12 protein-coding genes are annotated in these 17,034 nt (G+C 53.6%); 3 read left to right on the top strand and 9 right to left on the bottom strand.

What is annotated here, in order from left to right:
• The 3 genes from NSS83_RS33305 to NSS83_RS33295 form a co-directional block, all read right to left on the bottom strand.
• Positions 1 to 1,017, bottom strand: a complete 1,017-nt coding sequence (locus NSS83_RS33305) for a hypothetical protein (protein ID WP_341347417.1) — start codon at positions 1,015 to 1,017, stop codon at positions 1 to 3.
• Between the two features lie 19 nt (positions 1,018 to 1,036).
• Entirely contained in the window at positions 1,037 to 1,960 is a 924-nt protein-coding gene (gene cysK / locus NSS83_RS33300; protein WP_341347416.1) for a cysteine synthase A, read from the bottom strand.
• Between the two features lie 510 nt (positions 1,961 to 2,470).
• On the bottom strand, positions 2,471 to 6,364 hold the full coding sequence (locus NSS83_RS33295; protein WP_341347415.1) for a discoidin domain-containing protein: 3,894 nt from the start codon (positions 6,362 to 6,364) through the stop codon (positions 2,471 to 2,473).
• Positions 6,365 to 6,605: 241 nt separating this feature from the next.
• On the opposite strand from NSS83_RS33295, the gene NSS83_RS33290 reads away from it, so the two are divergent.
• On the top strand, positions 6,606 to 7,688 hold the full coding sequence (locus NSS83_RS33290) for a nucleotidyltransferase domain-containing protein (RefSeq protein WP_341347414.1): 1,083 nt from the start codon (positions 6,606 to 6,608) through the stop codon (positions 7,686 to 7,688).
• Positions 7,689 to 7,741: 53 nt separating this feature from the next.
• Here the strand turns inward: NSS83_RS33290 and NSS83_RS33285 are convergent, their stop codons facing one another.
• From NSS83_RS33285 to NSS83_RS33275, 3 genes are all read right to left on the bottom strand, one after another.
• On the bottom strand, positions 7,742 to 9,445 hold the full coding sequence (locus NSS83_RS33285) for a methyl-accepting chemotaxis protein (protein WP_341347413.1): 1,704 nt from the start codon (positions 9,443 to 9,445) through the stop codon (positions 7,742 to 7,744).
• A gap of 149 nt (positions 9,446 to 9,594) precedes the next feature.
• Positions 9,595 to 10,293 carry a cyclic nucleotide-binding domain-containing protein gene (locus NSS83_RS33280; protein WP_341347412.1) on the bottom strand — a complete coding sequence of 233 codons (699 nt, stop codon included), beginning with the start codon at positions 10,291 to 10,293 and terminating at the stop codon, positions 9,595 to 9,597.
• 64 nt (positions 10,294 to 10,357) lie between these two features.
• Positions 10,358 to 11,896 carry a DUF4173 domain-containing protein gene (locus tag NSS83_RS33275; RefSeq protein ID WP_341347411.1) on the bottom strand — a complete coding sequence of 513 codons (1,539 nt, stop codon included), beginning with the start codon at positions 11,894 to 11,896 and terminating at the stop codon, positions 10,358 to 10,360.
• A 123-nt stretch (positions 11,897 to 12,019) separates the two neighbouring features.
• On the opposite strand from NSS83_RS33275, the gene NSS83_RS33270 reads away from it, so the two are divergent.
• The gene (locus tag NSS83_RS33270) at positions 12,020 to 13,696 is read left to right on the top strand and encodes an ABC transporter substrate-binding protein (RefSeq protein ID WP_341347410.1); all 1,677 of its coding nucleotides are present in this window, start codon (positions 12,020 to 12,022) and stop codon (positions 13,694 to 13,696) included.
• Positions 13,697 to 13,768: 72 nt separating this feature from the next.
• Here NSS83_RS33270 and NSS83_RS33265 read toward each other — a convergent pair whose 3' ends face one another.
• From NSS83_RS33265 to NSS83_RS33255, 3 genes are all read right to left on the bottom strand, one after another.
• A complete protein-coding gene (locus NSS83_RS33265) occupies positions 13,769 to 14,260 on the bottom strand; it encodes a DinB family protein (protein ID WP_341347409.1) in 492 nt (163 codons plus the stop codon).
• 232 nt (positions 14,261 to 14,492) lie between these two features.
• Positions 14,493 to 15,341, bottom strand: a complete 849-nt coding sequence (locus tag NSS83_RS33260; protein ID WP_341347408.1) for a DUF1835 domain-containing protein — start codon at positions 15,339 to 15,341, stop codon at positions 14,493 to 14,495.
• Between the two features lie 35 nt (positions 15,342 to 15,376).
• Positions 15,377 to 16,207, bottom strand: a complete 831-nt coding sequence (locus NSS83_RS33255; protein ID WP_341186404.1) for a copper amine oxidase N-terminal domain-containing protein — start codon at positions 16,205 to 16,207, stop codon at positions 15,377 to 15,379.
• 266 nt (positions 16,208 to 16,473) lie between these two features.
• Here NSS83_RS33255 and NSS83_RS33250 point away from each other — a divergent pair, with 266 nt between their 5' ends.
• Positions 16,474 to 16,878: a hypothetical protein gene (locus NSS83_RS33250; protein ID WP_341186405.1), complete on the top strand. Its 405-nt coding sequence runs from the start codon at positions 16,474 to 16,476 to the stop codon at positions 16,876 to 16,878.
• Positions 16,879 to 17,034 lie beyond the last annotated feature (156 nt).

Below are 17,034 nucleotides of genomic sequence, written 5' to 3'. Positions count from 1 at the left end.
TCACAAGGGAGAGATATAGCGGCCATATTCGATCGCTAGCTCTGTGAAGCCATTGCCTTCCTGCTGCAGGAAAAAGCTGTTCACCCCCTCTGCTCCCCACCAGTTCAGCCCTAGCAGTAGTCCGTCTGCGGAATGTGCAGCGAACAGCAGGGAGAACATCTGCGGATTCACCTCACCGCCGTCATCGACACGCCAGACTGAATATTCATTATCCGTAATCTCCGCAGGATAGTCCTTGAAGCTGAGCTTCCCGTCCACCTCCAGAACAAGGCTAAACAGCATATCCTTATCTTGTCTTACGAACTGCACGAGATAGAGCTGTCTGTCCGGGCCCAGCCCGGCCAGCTTCCAGGCTGCCTGGATCTTCCGCCCTTTGGCGGCTGCTATACTCTTGCGGACCGGATCACCAGCTGCAAGCTGCGGGCCTGCCGGGTCAGCAGGCTGAAGCTCCAGCAAGGCTGCCTGCGGAAAGACCGCAGAATCAACCAGAACATAGGTCTCATCCCGCATCGCTGCGTCACCCTCTACCTTGAACAGATAACCGGACATATTCGGAATATTATTCGCCAGCTCCCGGCCGTTGTTATTCTCGTTGCCCGTCTGCCATTTCTCCAGCTTCACAGCTAACACCTGGCCTCCGTTCCCGATGGCAGTATTCAGGGACTTCATCTGCTCCCCGGCGCCCTCCTCTTCCCTGGTGACGATAATATGACTCCCGGTCTCACTCGCGAATCCGAAGACCGGCTGCAGCTTGGCAGGGTCGAGGAAGACAGCCGGGGCTTGGGAGGCCGTAGCTGACGCTGATGCTGCCGGGACCGCACTTGGCGGACTATCCGTCGGCTGTGCGGCTGGCGATGGACTGCCGGCAGACGGACCGGCCGAAGCTGCTGCACTGCTGGCAGCGTCATTGCTGTTCGTCCGGGCACACCCGTTCAGGCTAGCGGCTATGGCTGCTGTAAGAATAAGACTTCCAGCCGCTCTTACCCCGTACCGGAAACTGCGCTTCGCTTGATTCATAGCGGTCCTCCAATATGATTTAGTCGAAAATCCCCATGCTGAGGTAACGTTCCCCGGTATCCGGCGCGATACATAACACCCGCTTGCCCCGTCCCAGGCGCCGTGCCTCCTGCAAGGCAGTCCAGACTGCGGCTCCGCCGGAAGGTCCGATCAGAATTCCCTCGGTACGGGCCAGTTCTCTTACCATCTCCAAGGCATCCTCATCGGATACCTGGACGATCTCATCGTAAATGCCGGTATTCAGAATCGCCGGCACGAAGCCGGGGCTGGTCCCCACCAGCTTATGCGGCCCGGGCTGACCGCCGGATAACACCGGCGAACCCTGGGGCTCCACGACAACCACGCGCAGCTCCGGAAGCCCCGCGCGAAGCGCCTCGCCTGTTCCGGTAATAGTGCCGCCTGTCCCGGAAGTGGCAACGAAGACATCCAGCCGCCCTTCCATCTGCTCCAGAATTTCCGGCGCGGTGGTGGTGCGGTGAATGTCCGGGTTCGCCTGGTTCTCGAACTGCTGCGGAATGAAGCTGCCGGGGATCTCCCGTCCCAGCTCCACCGCCTTGGCAATCGCACCGGGCATCCGCTCCGCCGCCGGAGTCAGCACCACTTCCGCCCCATAAGCCTTCAAGATATTGATCCGTTCCTTCGTCATATTATCCGGCATGATCAGAATGGCCTTATATCCCTTCGCTGCCGCGTTCATTGCCAGCCCAATCCCCGTATTTCCGCTAGTCGGCTCGATAATCGTCCCGCCCGGCTGCAGCCGCCCGTCCAGCTCCGCCTGGAGAATCAGATTATAGGCCGCCCGGTCCTTGACGCTGCCGCTGGGATTGAACATCTCAAGCTTCACATACACCTCCGCATCCGCAGGTCCCGTTACCCGGTTCAAGCGCACAACCGGCGTACCGCCGATCAGCTCCGTAATATTGCTTACTACCCGATTCGTCATGGGTGTGCCTCCTTTGTTTCTGTCCTTATCCTATGCACGATATAACACCCATTGTATAGTCACGGGATAGCATTTGTCGATTTTAAAGAATTGTGGAATCTGCAACACCGGCAATGTTGTACATTATGCAAGATTTCCAGCCGCAGAGTAGCTCTGGTCGCCGATTGTTGCACATTTTGCATGATTTCCAGCTTCAGAGTAGCTCAGGTCCACGATTGTTGCACATTTTGCAGGATTAATCAGCAGATTGGGAAGTCTGAGTTCATATTGTTGTAATTTGTGCAGGATTTCCGTTTTGGAGGCTATGCAGAGACTAATTTGTTGTAAAAGATGCAGGATTTCCCGTAGCCAGGCGTGGTATGAAAGATAACCTATGTGGTCGAGTAGTCATGCTGCAATCTAAGCCTAAGGACCCCGCAGCGATTTAGCACAAAAAACCGCCTCTCCCGGACACACGGGCGGCGGTTTTTTGTGGTACGCTGCTTCACAGAAGGCGGTGCTTCGTCCCCCCTACGGATTCACCGTTATAGTGAACGTGGAGGTCGTGTTTTTGATCGGCGTTACCGTATTCAGGATCTTCAGGTTGTTGAAGACTACATTACCCACCGCCGGTCCTTGGCCGGGCTCTGCCGACTCATTCGCCCAGATACCGACACCGGACTTGGCATCGAAGGCGTCACCGCTCTTGAGGGCACCGGAAATTGTAATGTTCGAGAAGATCGTATCGGCCACAGGGAACTGCGGCGATGAGCCGACATAATTGGTCTGGAACATAATCCCGTGATAGGTCGGGTCCACAATATCCACATCACTCACCCGGATGCCCTGGAACACCTTGGAGGCGGAGAACACCCAGATGGCCGGGAAGGTCTGGGAGCCCCAGAAATGTCCGCCTGCCCGGACGACCGAGATATTCTGGAAGTTCGTCGGCGGCGAAGCGCCGAAGCCATTCATCGCATAACCGAAATCAAGCGAGCTGATCGTAATTCCTGAGTAGCAGAGCGTATCCGCGATGTAGATGTTGCGGAAGGTATTGGCATAACCGCCGTATACCGCTACCCCGGCTGCCCGCCAGGTCAGGATCGAGGTCAGATTCTCATAGACGTTATCCTTCATATCCGAGCCGCCGGAATCAATCGCCGAGAACAACGCGAAGCTGTCATCTCCGGTAGCCCGGGCTTCATTATTGGACACGAGATTATTCGTGCTGCCGTTCGTCATGTTGATCCCGTCGGCGAAGGTGTTGCGGATACGGGAGTTGCGGATCACCATATAATCGGTATTGGCCCCCCAGTACATACATACCTGATGTTCAGTCCAGATATTGTCGATCGTTATGTTCGCCACATTGGAGAAGTCGAACACCTTGCCGGGACCGTCAATCCGTGAAGTATAGTTGCCGAAGTAGGCAAACCCCGAGAAGGTCGAGCCATTCGCTGAATCTGTCGCCCGGAAGCCGATGTCTGTATTCGACTGGTTGAGCGGAGCATAGAACCGGGTATACCACGGTCCGGCTCCGATGATCTTCACTGCCTTGCCGTAGACCTGGAATTTATTCGAGGTCTCATAGTTTCCGGCAGGAAGATAGACACCCGCAAGATTACCCGTTGTATCCATACGGACCTTATCCAGCGCATTCTGCACATCCTGATGTGTGAATCCAAGCGGAACGGTATACTTCGCCGGATCAGGATTGGCGATCGGCGATACCTGCTCCAGGCTCACGAAGTCTATCGCATATTGTGAGGTGTTGGCTGCATCCTTCTGCAGCCGGATCGTGCTGCCTGCCGGAATGATACTGTCGAACATGATGTTCGCTTCATCATAGATATGGCGCGGGGAACCGGCGCTTGGCGAATTGCCCGGACTGGTCTCTGAGCCATAGAGCCAGGCATACTTGGAATTCAAGGTGATGGCTTTGTTAAAGACACCATTAACATAAATATTCAGGGTCGCTGTTGTGCCGTCACCGCTGGCCGAGTCGGGAATAGAGAACCGGGTGACCAGGGTATTCGTACTGGCTTTGGTGGTGAATTCGACATAGCTGCCTGTGGTATTCAGCGTAACGGCCCGTCTGCCTGAAGCTTCACCGGCCAGATCACCGATATTCCGGTTCGGTGCCAGCTTGACCGCTCCGCCGCCGATCACTCCATCTTCTGCCTCATACATATCGTAAGGCATATTGGCCCCGCGTCCGATGTAGAGCGGCTGATTCTGGATGTTGTTGGCCCGTTTTACCGCCAGTTCGTTGCCATCCACGGCAATTTCTGTTTTTACATTATATTTACCGTTCACAGCCGTCCAGGTTCCAAGAGCCACAGGAGCGGTAGTACTTCCGGCAGCAATGACACCGTTATAAGTGCCGGTCAACGTTCTGAGGACCGCGCCGGTCGTAGCATCGGACAAGGTCAGCGTGATGTTATGAGCGCCGCCTGCCGAGGAAGCTGATCCCTGATTCTTGATGGCTAACGCGAAGCTGACCACGTTCCCCCCTGCCGGATTGCTTGGAGACCAACTGACCGGAGAGGCGATCAGATCTGAGCTGGATACCGGATTTACTGTAAGGGCAGAAGGATGCGTATAGCTGTTATTGCCTTCATTCAGCTCTACAACATTGCTCATCTCATCTACCTTGGCGCTTACCGTATAGGTTCCGGCATCCTTGGCACCAACACTGAAGGAGACATTGGCCGAAGCTCCTGCGGCCAGGGTATCCACGGGGGCATATCCGGCAAGAACGGTACCGAGATAAAAGCTGACATTGGTAGCTGCGGATGAGGCAGTGCCGCTATTCTTCACTGTAGCGTTCAGTGTCAGAGAATCTGTCTCTACCGGAGCGGAAGGACTCCATGACATCCCGGTCACCGTCAAATCCGGGTTCGCCCCCGGTGTGCCGATGATCTGGAGCTCCGCCACCTGTCCGGCGCTTGATCCGGAGTTCGCTGTGAATTTCAGCTGCAGCTCACTGACGGTTGCTGTGACCGGAATGGTCACTGTGTTGCCGCTGGCCGGATTGAAGGTATACACAGCTGCCGGTACCAGACTGGAGAAGGTGCCTGTCGACTGATTATGCCCCAGGACTTGAATAGTTTGGGTACGGGTTGACCAGGCTGCTGCCGGATTCAGCTTCACAACTACCGAAGTTATATTGGCGTTTGCACCAAGGTTAACAGTCAGCGTATTCGGATAATCTCCCCCTGCTCCTTCCCAATAGGTCGTGACATCTCCATCATTGGCGTTGGCCGGAACAAAGGTGAAGACGGAGGAGGAAGCATTCACAGCTTTGCCGGTCGCCAGGTTCACGCCGGGACCTGTGGTTGGGGTTGCTGTAGGGACTGGTGTAGATGTTGGCACAGGTGTAGTAGTTGGCGTTGGAGCTACAGTTGGTGTGGTAGCCGGCCTTGCAGTTGGCACAACCGTTGGCGCAACTGTCGGCGCTATCGTTGGAACGGGCGTAGGGGCAACCGTTGCCGTTGGTGCCGTTGAAGCTGTCAGTACAAGCTGATCCAGATTCACGTTCCCGGAGTCGGACGCCTCATATTTGTAGGCAATCGTGTTAGTTCCGGCAGCTAAGGCCACCACCTCAGCCTGCGTGGACCAATTATCCCAGCTTGGCAGATTGGCAAACTGCGTCTGCCTGATCTTCATGCCGTTCACGTAGATACTCAGCGTCTTCGTACTGCCTGAGGCATTGGCATACCGCAGAGCCGCGCTGTAATTCCCTGCCGCCGGAGCCGTTACCGTGAAGGTTGTGGCTGCTCCCTGTGTCAAATAGCCGTCAACGAAGGCCGCACCGGTATAGCCGGTGTGATCGGTGTTCGTCTTGGCCCCGCCGGATAAGGCGGCGGCCTCCGCTTCGTAGGTTCCCGGTGGAGAGGCCGTGGTGCCGTACACCTCAATCTCCGACAGCTGCGCAGCAGGCCAGCCGGTGTTGGCCGTGAAGTTTATTTTGATATAACGGGCGGTTGTTGCAGTGAAGGGAATCGTGACGGAGCTAACGCCGCTGGAAGGATTGAACACATACCCCGCAGAGACGGTCAGATTATTGTATGAGGCATCATCCGTACTGCCTTGGACCGACAACGTCTGCGTTCTTGCTTCCCAGGCTGCTGGCAGCTTGAGTACAACCTGATTCACACTGCTGACGGCACCCAGATCCACCTTGATCCATTGCGAAAAAGCATTGCTGGCACTCTCCCAATACGACCCCTGGTTACCGTCATTGGCGTTCGCTGCTACATACACATCACCGACTGAGCTTGCGCTAATCGTCTTGCCTTGAGCCAGATTGCCTGCCGCCGCCCCCGTTGCCGGAAATAACGCGAGCTGTCCCACACATAACACAAGCATCAGACCGTACATGAGGAATGTCCTTTTCACCGAAGACCTGGTTCTGCTGATCATTTGACAACCACCTCCCATAGATTATAGTGCCACCTTCGAGTATGCGCTTTCATAAAACAAATTATGGTAATAATATAAGACAGAGCCTGGCTCAGGTCGATGGCATATTCTATGAAAAGTATGTGCGTACATACGGAGCGTTCTGGGAGAGAATGAACCTAGCTGAAGTCGGCATACCCGCGGGCGGCAGATCCTTTTACAATGAGTACAACAACAAGCCACAGCGCAGGAGGAATCAGCTATGAATGAAAGTATCAGGCAGAAGCTATTATCCAAAAATGAAAAATTGATCAACATGGTGATCGAGCGGGCCAAACGGGATTTTCCGGAAGAGATTGCGGTGATCGGACTTACAGGCTCTTACAATACCGGAGATTATCATGAGAAAAGCGATCTGGATCTGATCATCATCAATAATAACAACCAAGGCTGGAGCATCTCTTCCTGCTTCATTTTGGGGGATGTCGGTTATGATATCTACTGCACTCCATGGGAGACCCGGATCGAAGATCAGGCGGCGCTTGAGAGTCCGATGATCTCCTCGCTTATAGATTTGCAGGTGCTCTATTATGCCAAGCCTGAGGACCTGGAGAAGCTTAGAGGGTACCAGCAGCGGGCGCTGGATGCACTAGCGAAGCCTGTAGGACGCGATTGTCTGGAAAGGGCGAAGAAGTGGATCGATCTGGCGAAGCAGGAATATGCGAATCTTTGTCTTACGGAGGATAAGGGAGCCGTTAGGCTGGCTTCAGCGGAGTTGGTCTACAATCTGGTGAACGCGTTGACGCATATGAACAATACTTATTTGAAAAGAGGGATGAAAAGATACCTGGAGGACACCGCAGCCTACCGCTATCTCCCTGTGAATTATGAAACGATCTACATGAATGTGATCTGCGCAAAGACGGTTAACGAGATCCGAAGGTCCTCCGGCATTCTGCTCAAAAGTATCCTTGATTTGTACAGAACCCTATATCAAAAATATGTGGAACAGCCAGTCCCGACTTATGATAATCTGGCAGGTACTTATGAGGAGTTATGGTGCAACTACCGCAACAAGGTCATTGCTAGTGCTGAAAAGAAGGATGCCTCTTACGCCTTCTACACCGCCTTGGGAGCGCAGGGTCTGCTGGATGAGATGACCGGGTCGCGGGGAACACGGAAGTTCAAGCTCATGCAGTATTTTGATGCCGCCAATCTGGATCTGTTCAAGGATCAGTTCCTCCTGGCAATGGACGGCTATCTGGAGGAATATCACCGGGTCGGCCGGCAGCCCCAGCGTTACGATACTTTTGAAGAGCTGTACCGGCAATATATGAATAAGTAACAGATAAGCAAGACCAGGCCCCCTCCCTGCGTTCAGGTTGGGGGCTTGCCTAACTACACATTGAACCGTGCTACCAGTCCTTGCAGTCCTTGCGCCAGCATGCTGAGGGCACTGGCAGAAGAGGCGATCTGTTCCACTGAAGCCATCTGCTCTTGCGATGCTGCGGATACCTGCTGTGTATTGGCCGCTGTGGTCTCCGAGATATGCGTAACAGTACGGATGGAATCTACAATTTCCTCCGTCGCTGCCGTGATTTCTTCTACCGCACCGGATACCTTCTGAACCTGTCCCGCCAGTGAATCGATCGAATGGCGGATGGCATTGAAAGACTGCCCGGCCTCTTCTATGATCCGGGTTCCGCCCATTACTTCGTTCATGCTATTCTTCATCACCTTCACTGCATGGTCAGCATCGGTCTGGATTCCAGTCGCCATTTCTGCAATCTGATTGGCGGAATCTGCGGACTGCTCGGCCAGTCTGCGCACTTGATCGGCTACCACAGCAAATCCTCTGCCGTGCTCTCCGGCCCGGGCCGCTTCTATGGTTGCATTCAGTGCCAGCATATTCGTCTCTGAGGCAATCCCCTTGATCACCCCGACAATGCTGCTTATGTCCTGTGAACGATTCACGAAGCCCGTCACCTTCTGCGATAACGACTGAATGGATTCATTGATGGAATCCATCTGCCGGACAGCAGATTGCAGGGATAGATCCCCGGCCACCGCATAATCTGCAGAACGCAGGGAAGCTTCCGAGATTTCCTGTACACTGGCTGCAATCAGCTGAATGCCGTCCGACATTTCAATAATGTTGTTCATGTTAGTCTGCAGGTCATTCATCTGCATTCCCGCCCCACTAGCGACCTCACCCATAATTCCGGCGATCTTCTCGGTAGTTCCGGCGGTCATTCCGCTATCCGAGGTCAGCTTCACTGAAGAAGCCGCCAGACCGTTCGCGGATAGCTTCACCTGGGTGATCATCGCTCCTAGATTATCGGTCATTTTATTGAAATTCCGGGCCAGCTCACCGATCTCATCCTTCGTCTGCACACTAAGCTTGCGGGTTAAGTCGGCATCGCCGTCCACAATCTCCTGGAGCTGCCTGTTGATATCCTTCACCGGCCTCAGTATCCGTGCGGACAATACGAACGCGATCAACAGAGCCAGTCCCACGGATAAGCCCGTAACCCCCATGCTGGTAATCATTGCCGAGCTGCGGTGGGTTGCCGCCTGGCTCTGTTCCTTCATAATTTCATCATGCAGCATCGTCTCGAACACCAGCTGTGAATCGATGATAGTCGTAAGGGAGAGGCTTGTGAACGATTTCTGCGCTTGCGGGAAGTTCCCTTCCTTAGCCAAGGCAAAAGCCTGCTTCAGCACCGTCAGATAATTGTCCCACTCGCCCTCCAGCTTCTGAATTCCCGCAAGCTCCGCTTCATTCAGGCCGGCGCCCTTAACCTCCTCGACTGCGGCTGTAATCTCCGGGATCTTGGCTTCATAGGCGGTCAGATTGGCTGTTCTCTCCTCAGTGGTATTACTCATCACATACCTTGCGGCCAGGCCGTCCGCCGTCCGGATCTCATCGGTTAATTTTTGTACCATCGAGAGCTTGCTGTAATTACGGTTGATCTGATCTGTAAGCATGGTCACCTTACCCTGAAATAGAGTACTGCCGGTTAATGCGAGAATGAACACGATAATAACAGCGGCGAAACCAAACATGATTTTGGCCCGGATTCCTCTAACTCTGTTCGACATGATAACTACCTCCACTCGATATGTAAGCTCTACTATGTATTCTCTATGTATCGTACTTCATAATTCTTAAATAAATCTGAATGCAAAAAACCGCCATCCCTGCCAAGGCAGAAATAGTGGTTCTCTGAATTACTTCCTAATCATCCGGTTCAATCGTACAAATTCCCGTTCGCAAGCATTGCCAGCCGCTCCTCATCCCGTACAATCAGACGGCCGTTCCTGCGTTCAATAATCCCGTCTTCAATCAGGCGGCGCACCACCCGGTTCAGATGCCGGTAACTGGTGCCAAGCAGATCGGCTGTCTCTGTCAGCGTGGAGGTACGAATCTCTTCTACGCGCTGGTCGCCGGTGTTGTCCGCGAACAGCGACATCAGGTAGCTCGCGAACCGGTTCTCCACCGGATAGAGCACATTCATGGCTGAGGTCTGGCCGAGCGTGTACATTTTGTGGCTCAGCTCTCCTACCAGGAAGCGCAGCAGCGCGGTATTGTCTTCAATCTCCCGGAGCAGCAGCTTCCTTCCGGCGACAAGCAACAGGCTATCCCCTACAGAGACAACCTCATTCTTGACCGGATACTGACGCAGCAGCTCCACATCCCCGATCACTGACATCGGCCGGGCGAACCGGACCAGCATCGACTTGCCGTTGGGCAGCAGCGTATGAATCTTCAGCTTGCCCTGCATCAGGAAAAACATATGCTCCAGCCGGTCGCCCACTGAGCAGACCGCCTCCCCGCCGCCGTAGCGCCGAAGCTCCATCTGGGCAATGGCGCTGCTGCTGAACATGGCTGTAAGGCCATTCTGCTCGGTAAGGCTCCGAACCGCCTCCGGATTTATAATCGATTGCATCAGCTTCTTCTCTCCTTGTGTCATCTTAGCTGAAATCACTGTAACACAAGTCAAAGCACGGAAGCTATTTCTGTGCTACCTCTCCCGCAAAATATTCCGCAAGCGCTCTGCGCTCCCGGTGATTCGCCAGATTGAACGATGGCCAGCTTTGCTTAGGCTGAGTAAGGTTAGACAGTCTGCTGCGCAGCGCCTCGTCCAGAATTCCCTTCTTCTGCTTGCTGAATTCGATCAGCTCTGGAACCACATCTGCGGAGAGCCCGGCCAGATAACCGGCATCCAGTGTGCCGCTTGCCTTATATCGTTGGATATTCTGCTTCGCAATGATATGATCCATCCCTATATAGTTCATCAGCACATAGGAGAGCAGGCCGAGCACAATGTAGCATTTTAGAAGCGGGAAGGGTTCCCGGCTAATCCGCACGGCCGCCAGCACCAGCAGCAATCCGAGGAAGATCATGAAGGCATGCACCAGGAACCGGATGTAGGTGTAACCGTACGCCTCTTCATATAGCGTCAGCCGCGAGTATGCAGAATACAGCATGACCATGGAGCATAACACCAGAATATACAGCAGGAGCTGAATGACCCGTTTCAGGATACCGCCCGCTTTGCGCACTGCCAGCAAGGACAGCAGCAAGATTGCGAAGTTAATCGATGTGACCAGAATCAGCTCCAGAAAACCGCTCCGCGCATAGTCCGCATACGTACTGTTCTCCGGCAGAATACCATCCCAGGCCCCGAACAGATACGAGAACTGGACACTCACAAACAGCATGTACACTGCATTGATTGCGGTAAGTATGGTAGTGATAATGACCGGGTCATCCAGACCGATCCCCTCGTCCCCTGCTTCAGCCGTTTCCAGCTTCTTCCCCATCGCATCAAGCTCACTGACCAGAGGGGAGCGGATATAGGATTTGCTCTGTACGAACCCCCAGAGGAAGCCGAACATGCCGAGTCCGAGCAACAGAACCCACAAGCCTCGGAAGATCCAGTCCCCCAGCGAAATATTGTCAAAAATCCCCGGGAGGGCTGCCAGCAGCTGACTGAACACTCCGTCCGCCGTAGAGAGCAGCGAGATCACGATCAGCAGCAGCGGCACGGAAATCAGCAGGCCGATCATCACCCGCATCAATACCTGCTTGCGTTCATTCGCCATCCCGCCTTTGCCCCGGCGCAGCAGCCTCAGTGCCGTGGCCCAGTTGCGCAGACTTTGCGGGAACAGATGCTCAAGTGCCGCGCCGATCAGCGCAAGTCCGCTCCATGCGGGCTTGCGGTAACTAAGCATATACGTCATATGTAATAGAATGAGCACCGGAATAACAACGAAGTTAAGCGCAAAGAAAAACCAGTTGCCGAACAGCATATAGGTCAGGGACAACAGAAATATGGACACCATCCAAACATAGCTGAACCAGGTCTGCTTGCGCAGCCGCTCCTTGGCGAAATAGAGCATAAAGGCATAAAATAGCGTGATAAAAATCGGATATGAGATTCCCGGCATTTTGTCGTAAAACAGATACTGATGCACAACCGCAAGCAGGAATGCGGCTAATAAAGCTACACGACCAAGCCCCCGTTTGGAATCATTTTGATCGCCCATGGTAAATTCCCCCATCTTTTTACTGTCATACCCTGATTTTAGCTGATAAAATAAGAAGAAAAAGAGAAATATATTATCATTAATTTCCTATTTTATAGATTTGACAGGAGGAGAATGTCCCACATGAAGCTGCACAGTCAATTCCTGAAGCTGCATTCGCAGCATGGAGGTCCGGCCGAGATCTCCATCACCCTGGACGAGCTGGCCCTGACCCTTGGCTGTACCCACCGCAATGCATTGCATGTGATCCGCAAAATGGCCGATCTCGGCTGGATCACCTGGACCCCCAGCCGGGGGCGGGGACGGCGCTCCAAGCTGGTATTCCTCGCGGCGGCCGAGGACATTGCCCTGGAATCCATGAAGCAGGCGATAAGCAGTAAAGATATCAGCAGTGCGCTGGAGGGCATCCGCGGACATGCCCGCACTTCATCACTGCAGGACACGCTGCAAGGCTGGCTGCTGGCGTACTTCGGGCATCATGCCGAGGTGCACAGCGATAAGCGGATCGATACGCTGCGGCTGCCGGTCACCCAGCAGCTCCATACCTTCGATCCGCTGTATATGAATTTGCTGGCGGAGTCGTTTGTCTCCAGCCATGTTTTTGACGGGCTGGTCGGCCGCAGCGGTGAACGCGGCAAGGTGATCCCCGGCCTGGCGCATGCCTGGGAGACAGACGGGAGCCGGACGGCCTGGACTTTTCATCTGCGCAAGGAGGTCTTGTTCCATCACGGCAAGGTACTGACCGCGGAGGATGTCGTCTACTCCTTCGAACGGATGATGTCTACCTCGCAGCGCATGCTGTACAGTTATATTGTCAAGGAGATTCAGGAGGTCCAGGCCTTGAATGCGTCAACCGTCCGTATTCTGCTGAAGAAGCCGAACGAACTCTTCCTTCCCTTCCTCTGCACCAGCCGGGCGGCGATTGTGCCCCGCGATCTGGAATCCATTGGAGAGAATCTGTTTGGACGCAGACCGGCGGGCACCGGTCCGTTCAAGGTCGTGGAGATGAATGAGGACACCTGTGTGCTGGAGGTGTTCCCTTACTACTTCCAGGGGCGGGCCCATCTGGACCGTGTGGAGATTATCTATGTCCCGTGGAGCCTTGACCGGGAGCCCTCAGAGACCGGCTCTGCCTTCCATGTCATCCCGAATCCGTCAGCAGCCGGCACAGACTCTCTAAGCAGAATCCACTCTGAGTCCTATGTCCGCAAATTCGTAACCTGCAACACGAAGAAAAAGGGACCGCTAAGCGATCCCCTTCTCCGTGCCGAGCTGCTGTCCTGTCTGCAGGAAGCACCGAGAGTGCCCTTCCGGCATTTCGCAGCGCCTCCGGCTGAAGTCTTGCAGATTGCCACGATCCCGCAGTATGCCGGGGATGCCGAATACATCGCCGCAAGACTAAGGCAGCACGGGTATTCCTGCAAGGTGTTATCCGTGTCGCCGGAGGAATTCAAAGGCCCGATCCGCCTGAAGTCCGACTTGATCGTCTTCTCGCTGCTCCGCGACCAGGACGAGCAGCTCCGGCTGTACGACCTGTATCTGACTCTCTCGCTGCACATTGAACCGCGCACCCGCGCGGGCATTGAGGGCAGGCTGCGCCAGATCTCGCGGGAGCCTGACGCCGCAGTGCGTGCGGAAGGCTTCCGGGTGATTGAGGATACTCTAACCCGTGACCACCAGCTGCATATTCTGTACGAGCGGCCTGCCGAGACTGCCTATCTGCCCTCCGTGCGCGGGGTGACCTTCAACAGCCAGGGCTGGGTCGATCTGCGCCATCTGTGGTTTCCGCCGGAGCTGTAGCGGAACAGAAAGTAGCTAATACTTTTGGAGCCGGTGAAGACTCCCGGCAGAGACATAGGGTTGGACAAGCCCCTATGCTTTGCCGGGCAGATACTCCGCCAGCCCCCGGCCTATCAGATTAGGGGAGACTGGCTTCCGGCCAAGTTCCCTTGACCAGATGGAGAGCTGGCCGATATGATGAATCTCATGGGCGATAACATGGCGTATTACTTCGCCCCAGGTGTGCTGGGTAACCTGCCCATCCGGTCTATCCTCCCTTAGAATCCTCCGCTCCAAATCCTCATTCCAGGCTACTATGAAGGACTCCACCTCCGGCCGGAAGCGTGCGTCCACCTCTCTGATTTTCTGCAAAGTGTTATACTCCGGGAAGTCTATACGAATATCCGGCTTGCCTTCCATATCCCGTACCCAGCTTAATTCCACATCCACTATATGCACCAGTGTCTGCAGAATCCCGCCGACTCCCCCAATGCGTGCCTTCACCAGTTCTTCTTCCGGCAGCTCCTCGCACCATTGATACCATTCCTCGCGGACCTGCCAGTTATAACGAAATAAGGTTTGCATGGTTGGCCTCCTTTTGCCTCTAAAGATTTGAACTCCAAGCTTGACCGTCGCTGCGGTGAACATTTGGCCCTCCGGCCGCTGTTGTGTTTGGATTTCTTGATTATAACCGCTATTAGCGGTAGAAATCCAAACACAAAGGCGGACGCTATCGCTCCTACAGTTCCAAATTTCCCCTCCGCTTCTTTTTGCTTTTTGTTAATTGCTATAGTGCTTCTTATATAACCTTTATACCTTACCCTTTCTTGCGCCGGATGCTATAGAATCTCATCGCTGTATGAACGCCCTTGATCTCCAGCACCCCGCTGTAGATCAGTTCCCTCACCCTATGCTCGAAATAAGCATCACCGACATACTGCTCACAGTATCCGATCGCCTCTCCGACCAGCCGGGCTGATTTCAGGAACCCGTCTTCTCCTGGCGGGGGTGTCAGTGAATCCAGCTTCTCCAGCAGATAGCTGTCGTAGTAATCAGCAGGCACTTCCTGCAGGGCATCCTTCTGCCAGATTCTCAGTACGCCGGACTGCCCGGAAATCTTCAGCCAATCCTGAGACAGCCGCGCGATATGCGAAGCACTCAACCTGCTGCCCACATCAATTCGCAGAAGCGCTTCCCTAAGCTTGTCTGACGGAATCTCTCCGGAATGACAGTAGTTAATGAAGGCATCCGGCCGGTTGAACAGCTCCTCACAGATGGCCCCGGCGTCCATCACTATGAGTTCATTCTCTCTATTCCCCAGCAGATGAACGGTTAGACGTAGCCCCGCCTGCTCGGATGCATTGCTCCCGGTCCAGATGACTATCTTGGCCTGTTCGGGAATCTGCTCCAGGTTATCGAGCAGCTCCGTATACTCTCTATCACATTCATCAGAGACCGTAAAGTATTCCTGGATATGCTGACGGAACCAGTCGCTGCGAAGCTTCCTTCCCACGAGTGTATCCAACTGATCCAGCGGACCTATAGCATAATTCTCCCGAAGAATAATCAGCTTATGGCTATCCGTCCAGCCAAGACCTTTCAGCGCCTGCTTCATACTGCCCCCGAACGAGTCGCCGCACAGGATGTGAACATGGGTGTCCTTCAAATAGATTCACCTCTGTTCCAAAATCGAAATTGAAATTAATTCTCGGAGCGGTCGAGCAGGCGCCCTTTTACAAGCAAATAGGCAGGAGTACTCGGTGTTTCGGTTTTAACGGTAACCTCAATTGTTCCATCCTTACGGACAGCCGGTCTTTCCCGCTTCTGCGCCGGCAACTGAATCAATTGATCATCATAAAGAATATACGCGGCAACATCCGCTGCTCCTTCAGGAACATCCTTCCCTGTTATATTCTTCGCCTTCACCGTGAAGCTGCCTTTTGCAGGGTCAAAGGTGTAAGAAACTGGCCGGAACGCATCGTCGCTAATGATCGTCCCCGGTGGGGAAGTGAAGGGACCTTTCTCAGTGTCCTCTATAGAATACTTGATGATATCCGTCTGCATCAGGGTTTCACCTGTCAGCGTGTAGAGCTGATTCGCCTGATCCCATTTGCTCACAATGCCCAGACGTCCGGCGAGTACACTGACGGGGATGAACATCGAATTCTGCTCCATCACCGGAACCGTATCCATCGACCCGGCAACCCCGTTAACCGATACAGTTTTGGAACCAATTGTGAACTTAACCGTTACACTATCTTTTTCGATGGCAGCCGTTCTTGCCTTGGCATCATAGCTGACCTTGGCCCCCATCAGCTCACTAATGGAGCGAAGCGGAATCATCGTCCGGTAGTTGGCATCCACATATGGCGCCTTTGGTGCCGTATAGAGCACATAGTAATCGTTAATTTTCAGCAGCGCAGGGTATTTCTTGGCCGCCGCCTCTACCTTCCCCGGATTCACCCCCGTCAACATAGCGAAGCTCAATCCCGCAGCCAGTAAGGCTGTCAGCACTTTTTTACCTGTCTTCATCCCAAACATCCTCTCTTTTCCTCTATTTCATATATTTTTACCATCTTTCTTATTACTCCATATTTCCGCATCAGTTGCGCCTCTCTACTAAAATCTAACAAACCGCCCAGGGAGGCAGTGTCATTTTCGTGACATGCCCTTTCTCTGATTGAAGACGTAGAAGCCATTTGAATACTTACTTGATCTATTTATAATTAGAGTGAAGTTATTGCAAAAGAGATTAATATTATGAGCTATGCCAAAGTGCAAGGGGATGAAGGAGAATTATGCTAAAGTCGTCCAGAATTTATACACCGCTCAATGAACTCACCAGCGAGGAGATAAAGGACCGTCTAAAAAGAAATGACGCCGCTGATCTTCTGACGCTCCCTCTTTCTGTCGGTGAATACCATTCGAACTGGAAGTTCGCCCAAGATACTTGTGCCCAGCTTGCGGATCATGAGTCAGCTGCTATTCGTGCTAATGCCGTTTTGGGATTTGCATACATCGCCCGGACGAAAGGACAGTTAGAGAAACACATCGTTAAACCCCTCGTCCTGAGAGAGCTCCGCGAAAACAAAGAGTATAAATGGAGAATCCTAGATTCTATCGAGGATATTAATTTATTCATGAAGTGGAACATCGGAAATAGAATTAATTACGAATGCGGGGACGAACATATTGGGTGTTAGTACAAAGGGAAACACGATAAGCGTATTTGGTCCCCCTTTTTGGGAGGAGTGGCGGAAGGGATGTTTGGAACTGTAGGAGCGGTAGCGTCCGAAAGTCCAAACGATTCCTGGAGCCATAACTATTCCCAAACTAAGCCTGACAATATGCTGCACCGA

It is taken from the genome of Paenibacillus sp. FSL H3-0469 (assembly GCF_038051945.1).
Lineage (GTDB): Bacteria > Bacillota > Bacilli > Paenibacillales > Paenibacillaceae > Paenibacillus_AQ.
The sequence above is the reverse complement of the archived record's forward strand: the minus strand, read 5'-3'. Positions and strand labels throughout refer to the sequence as shown.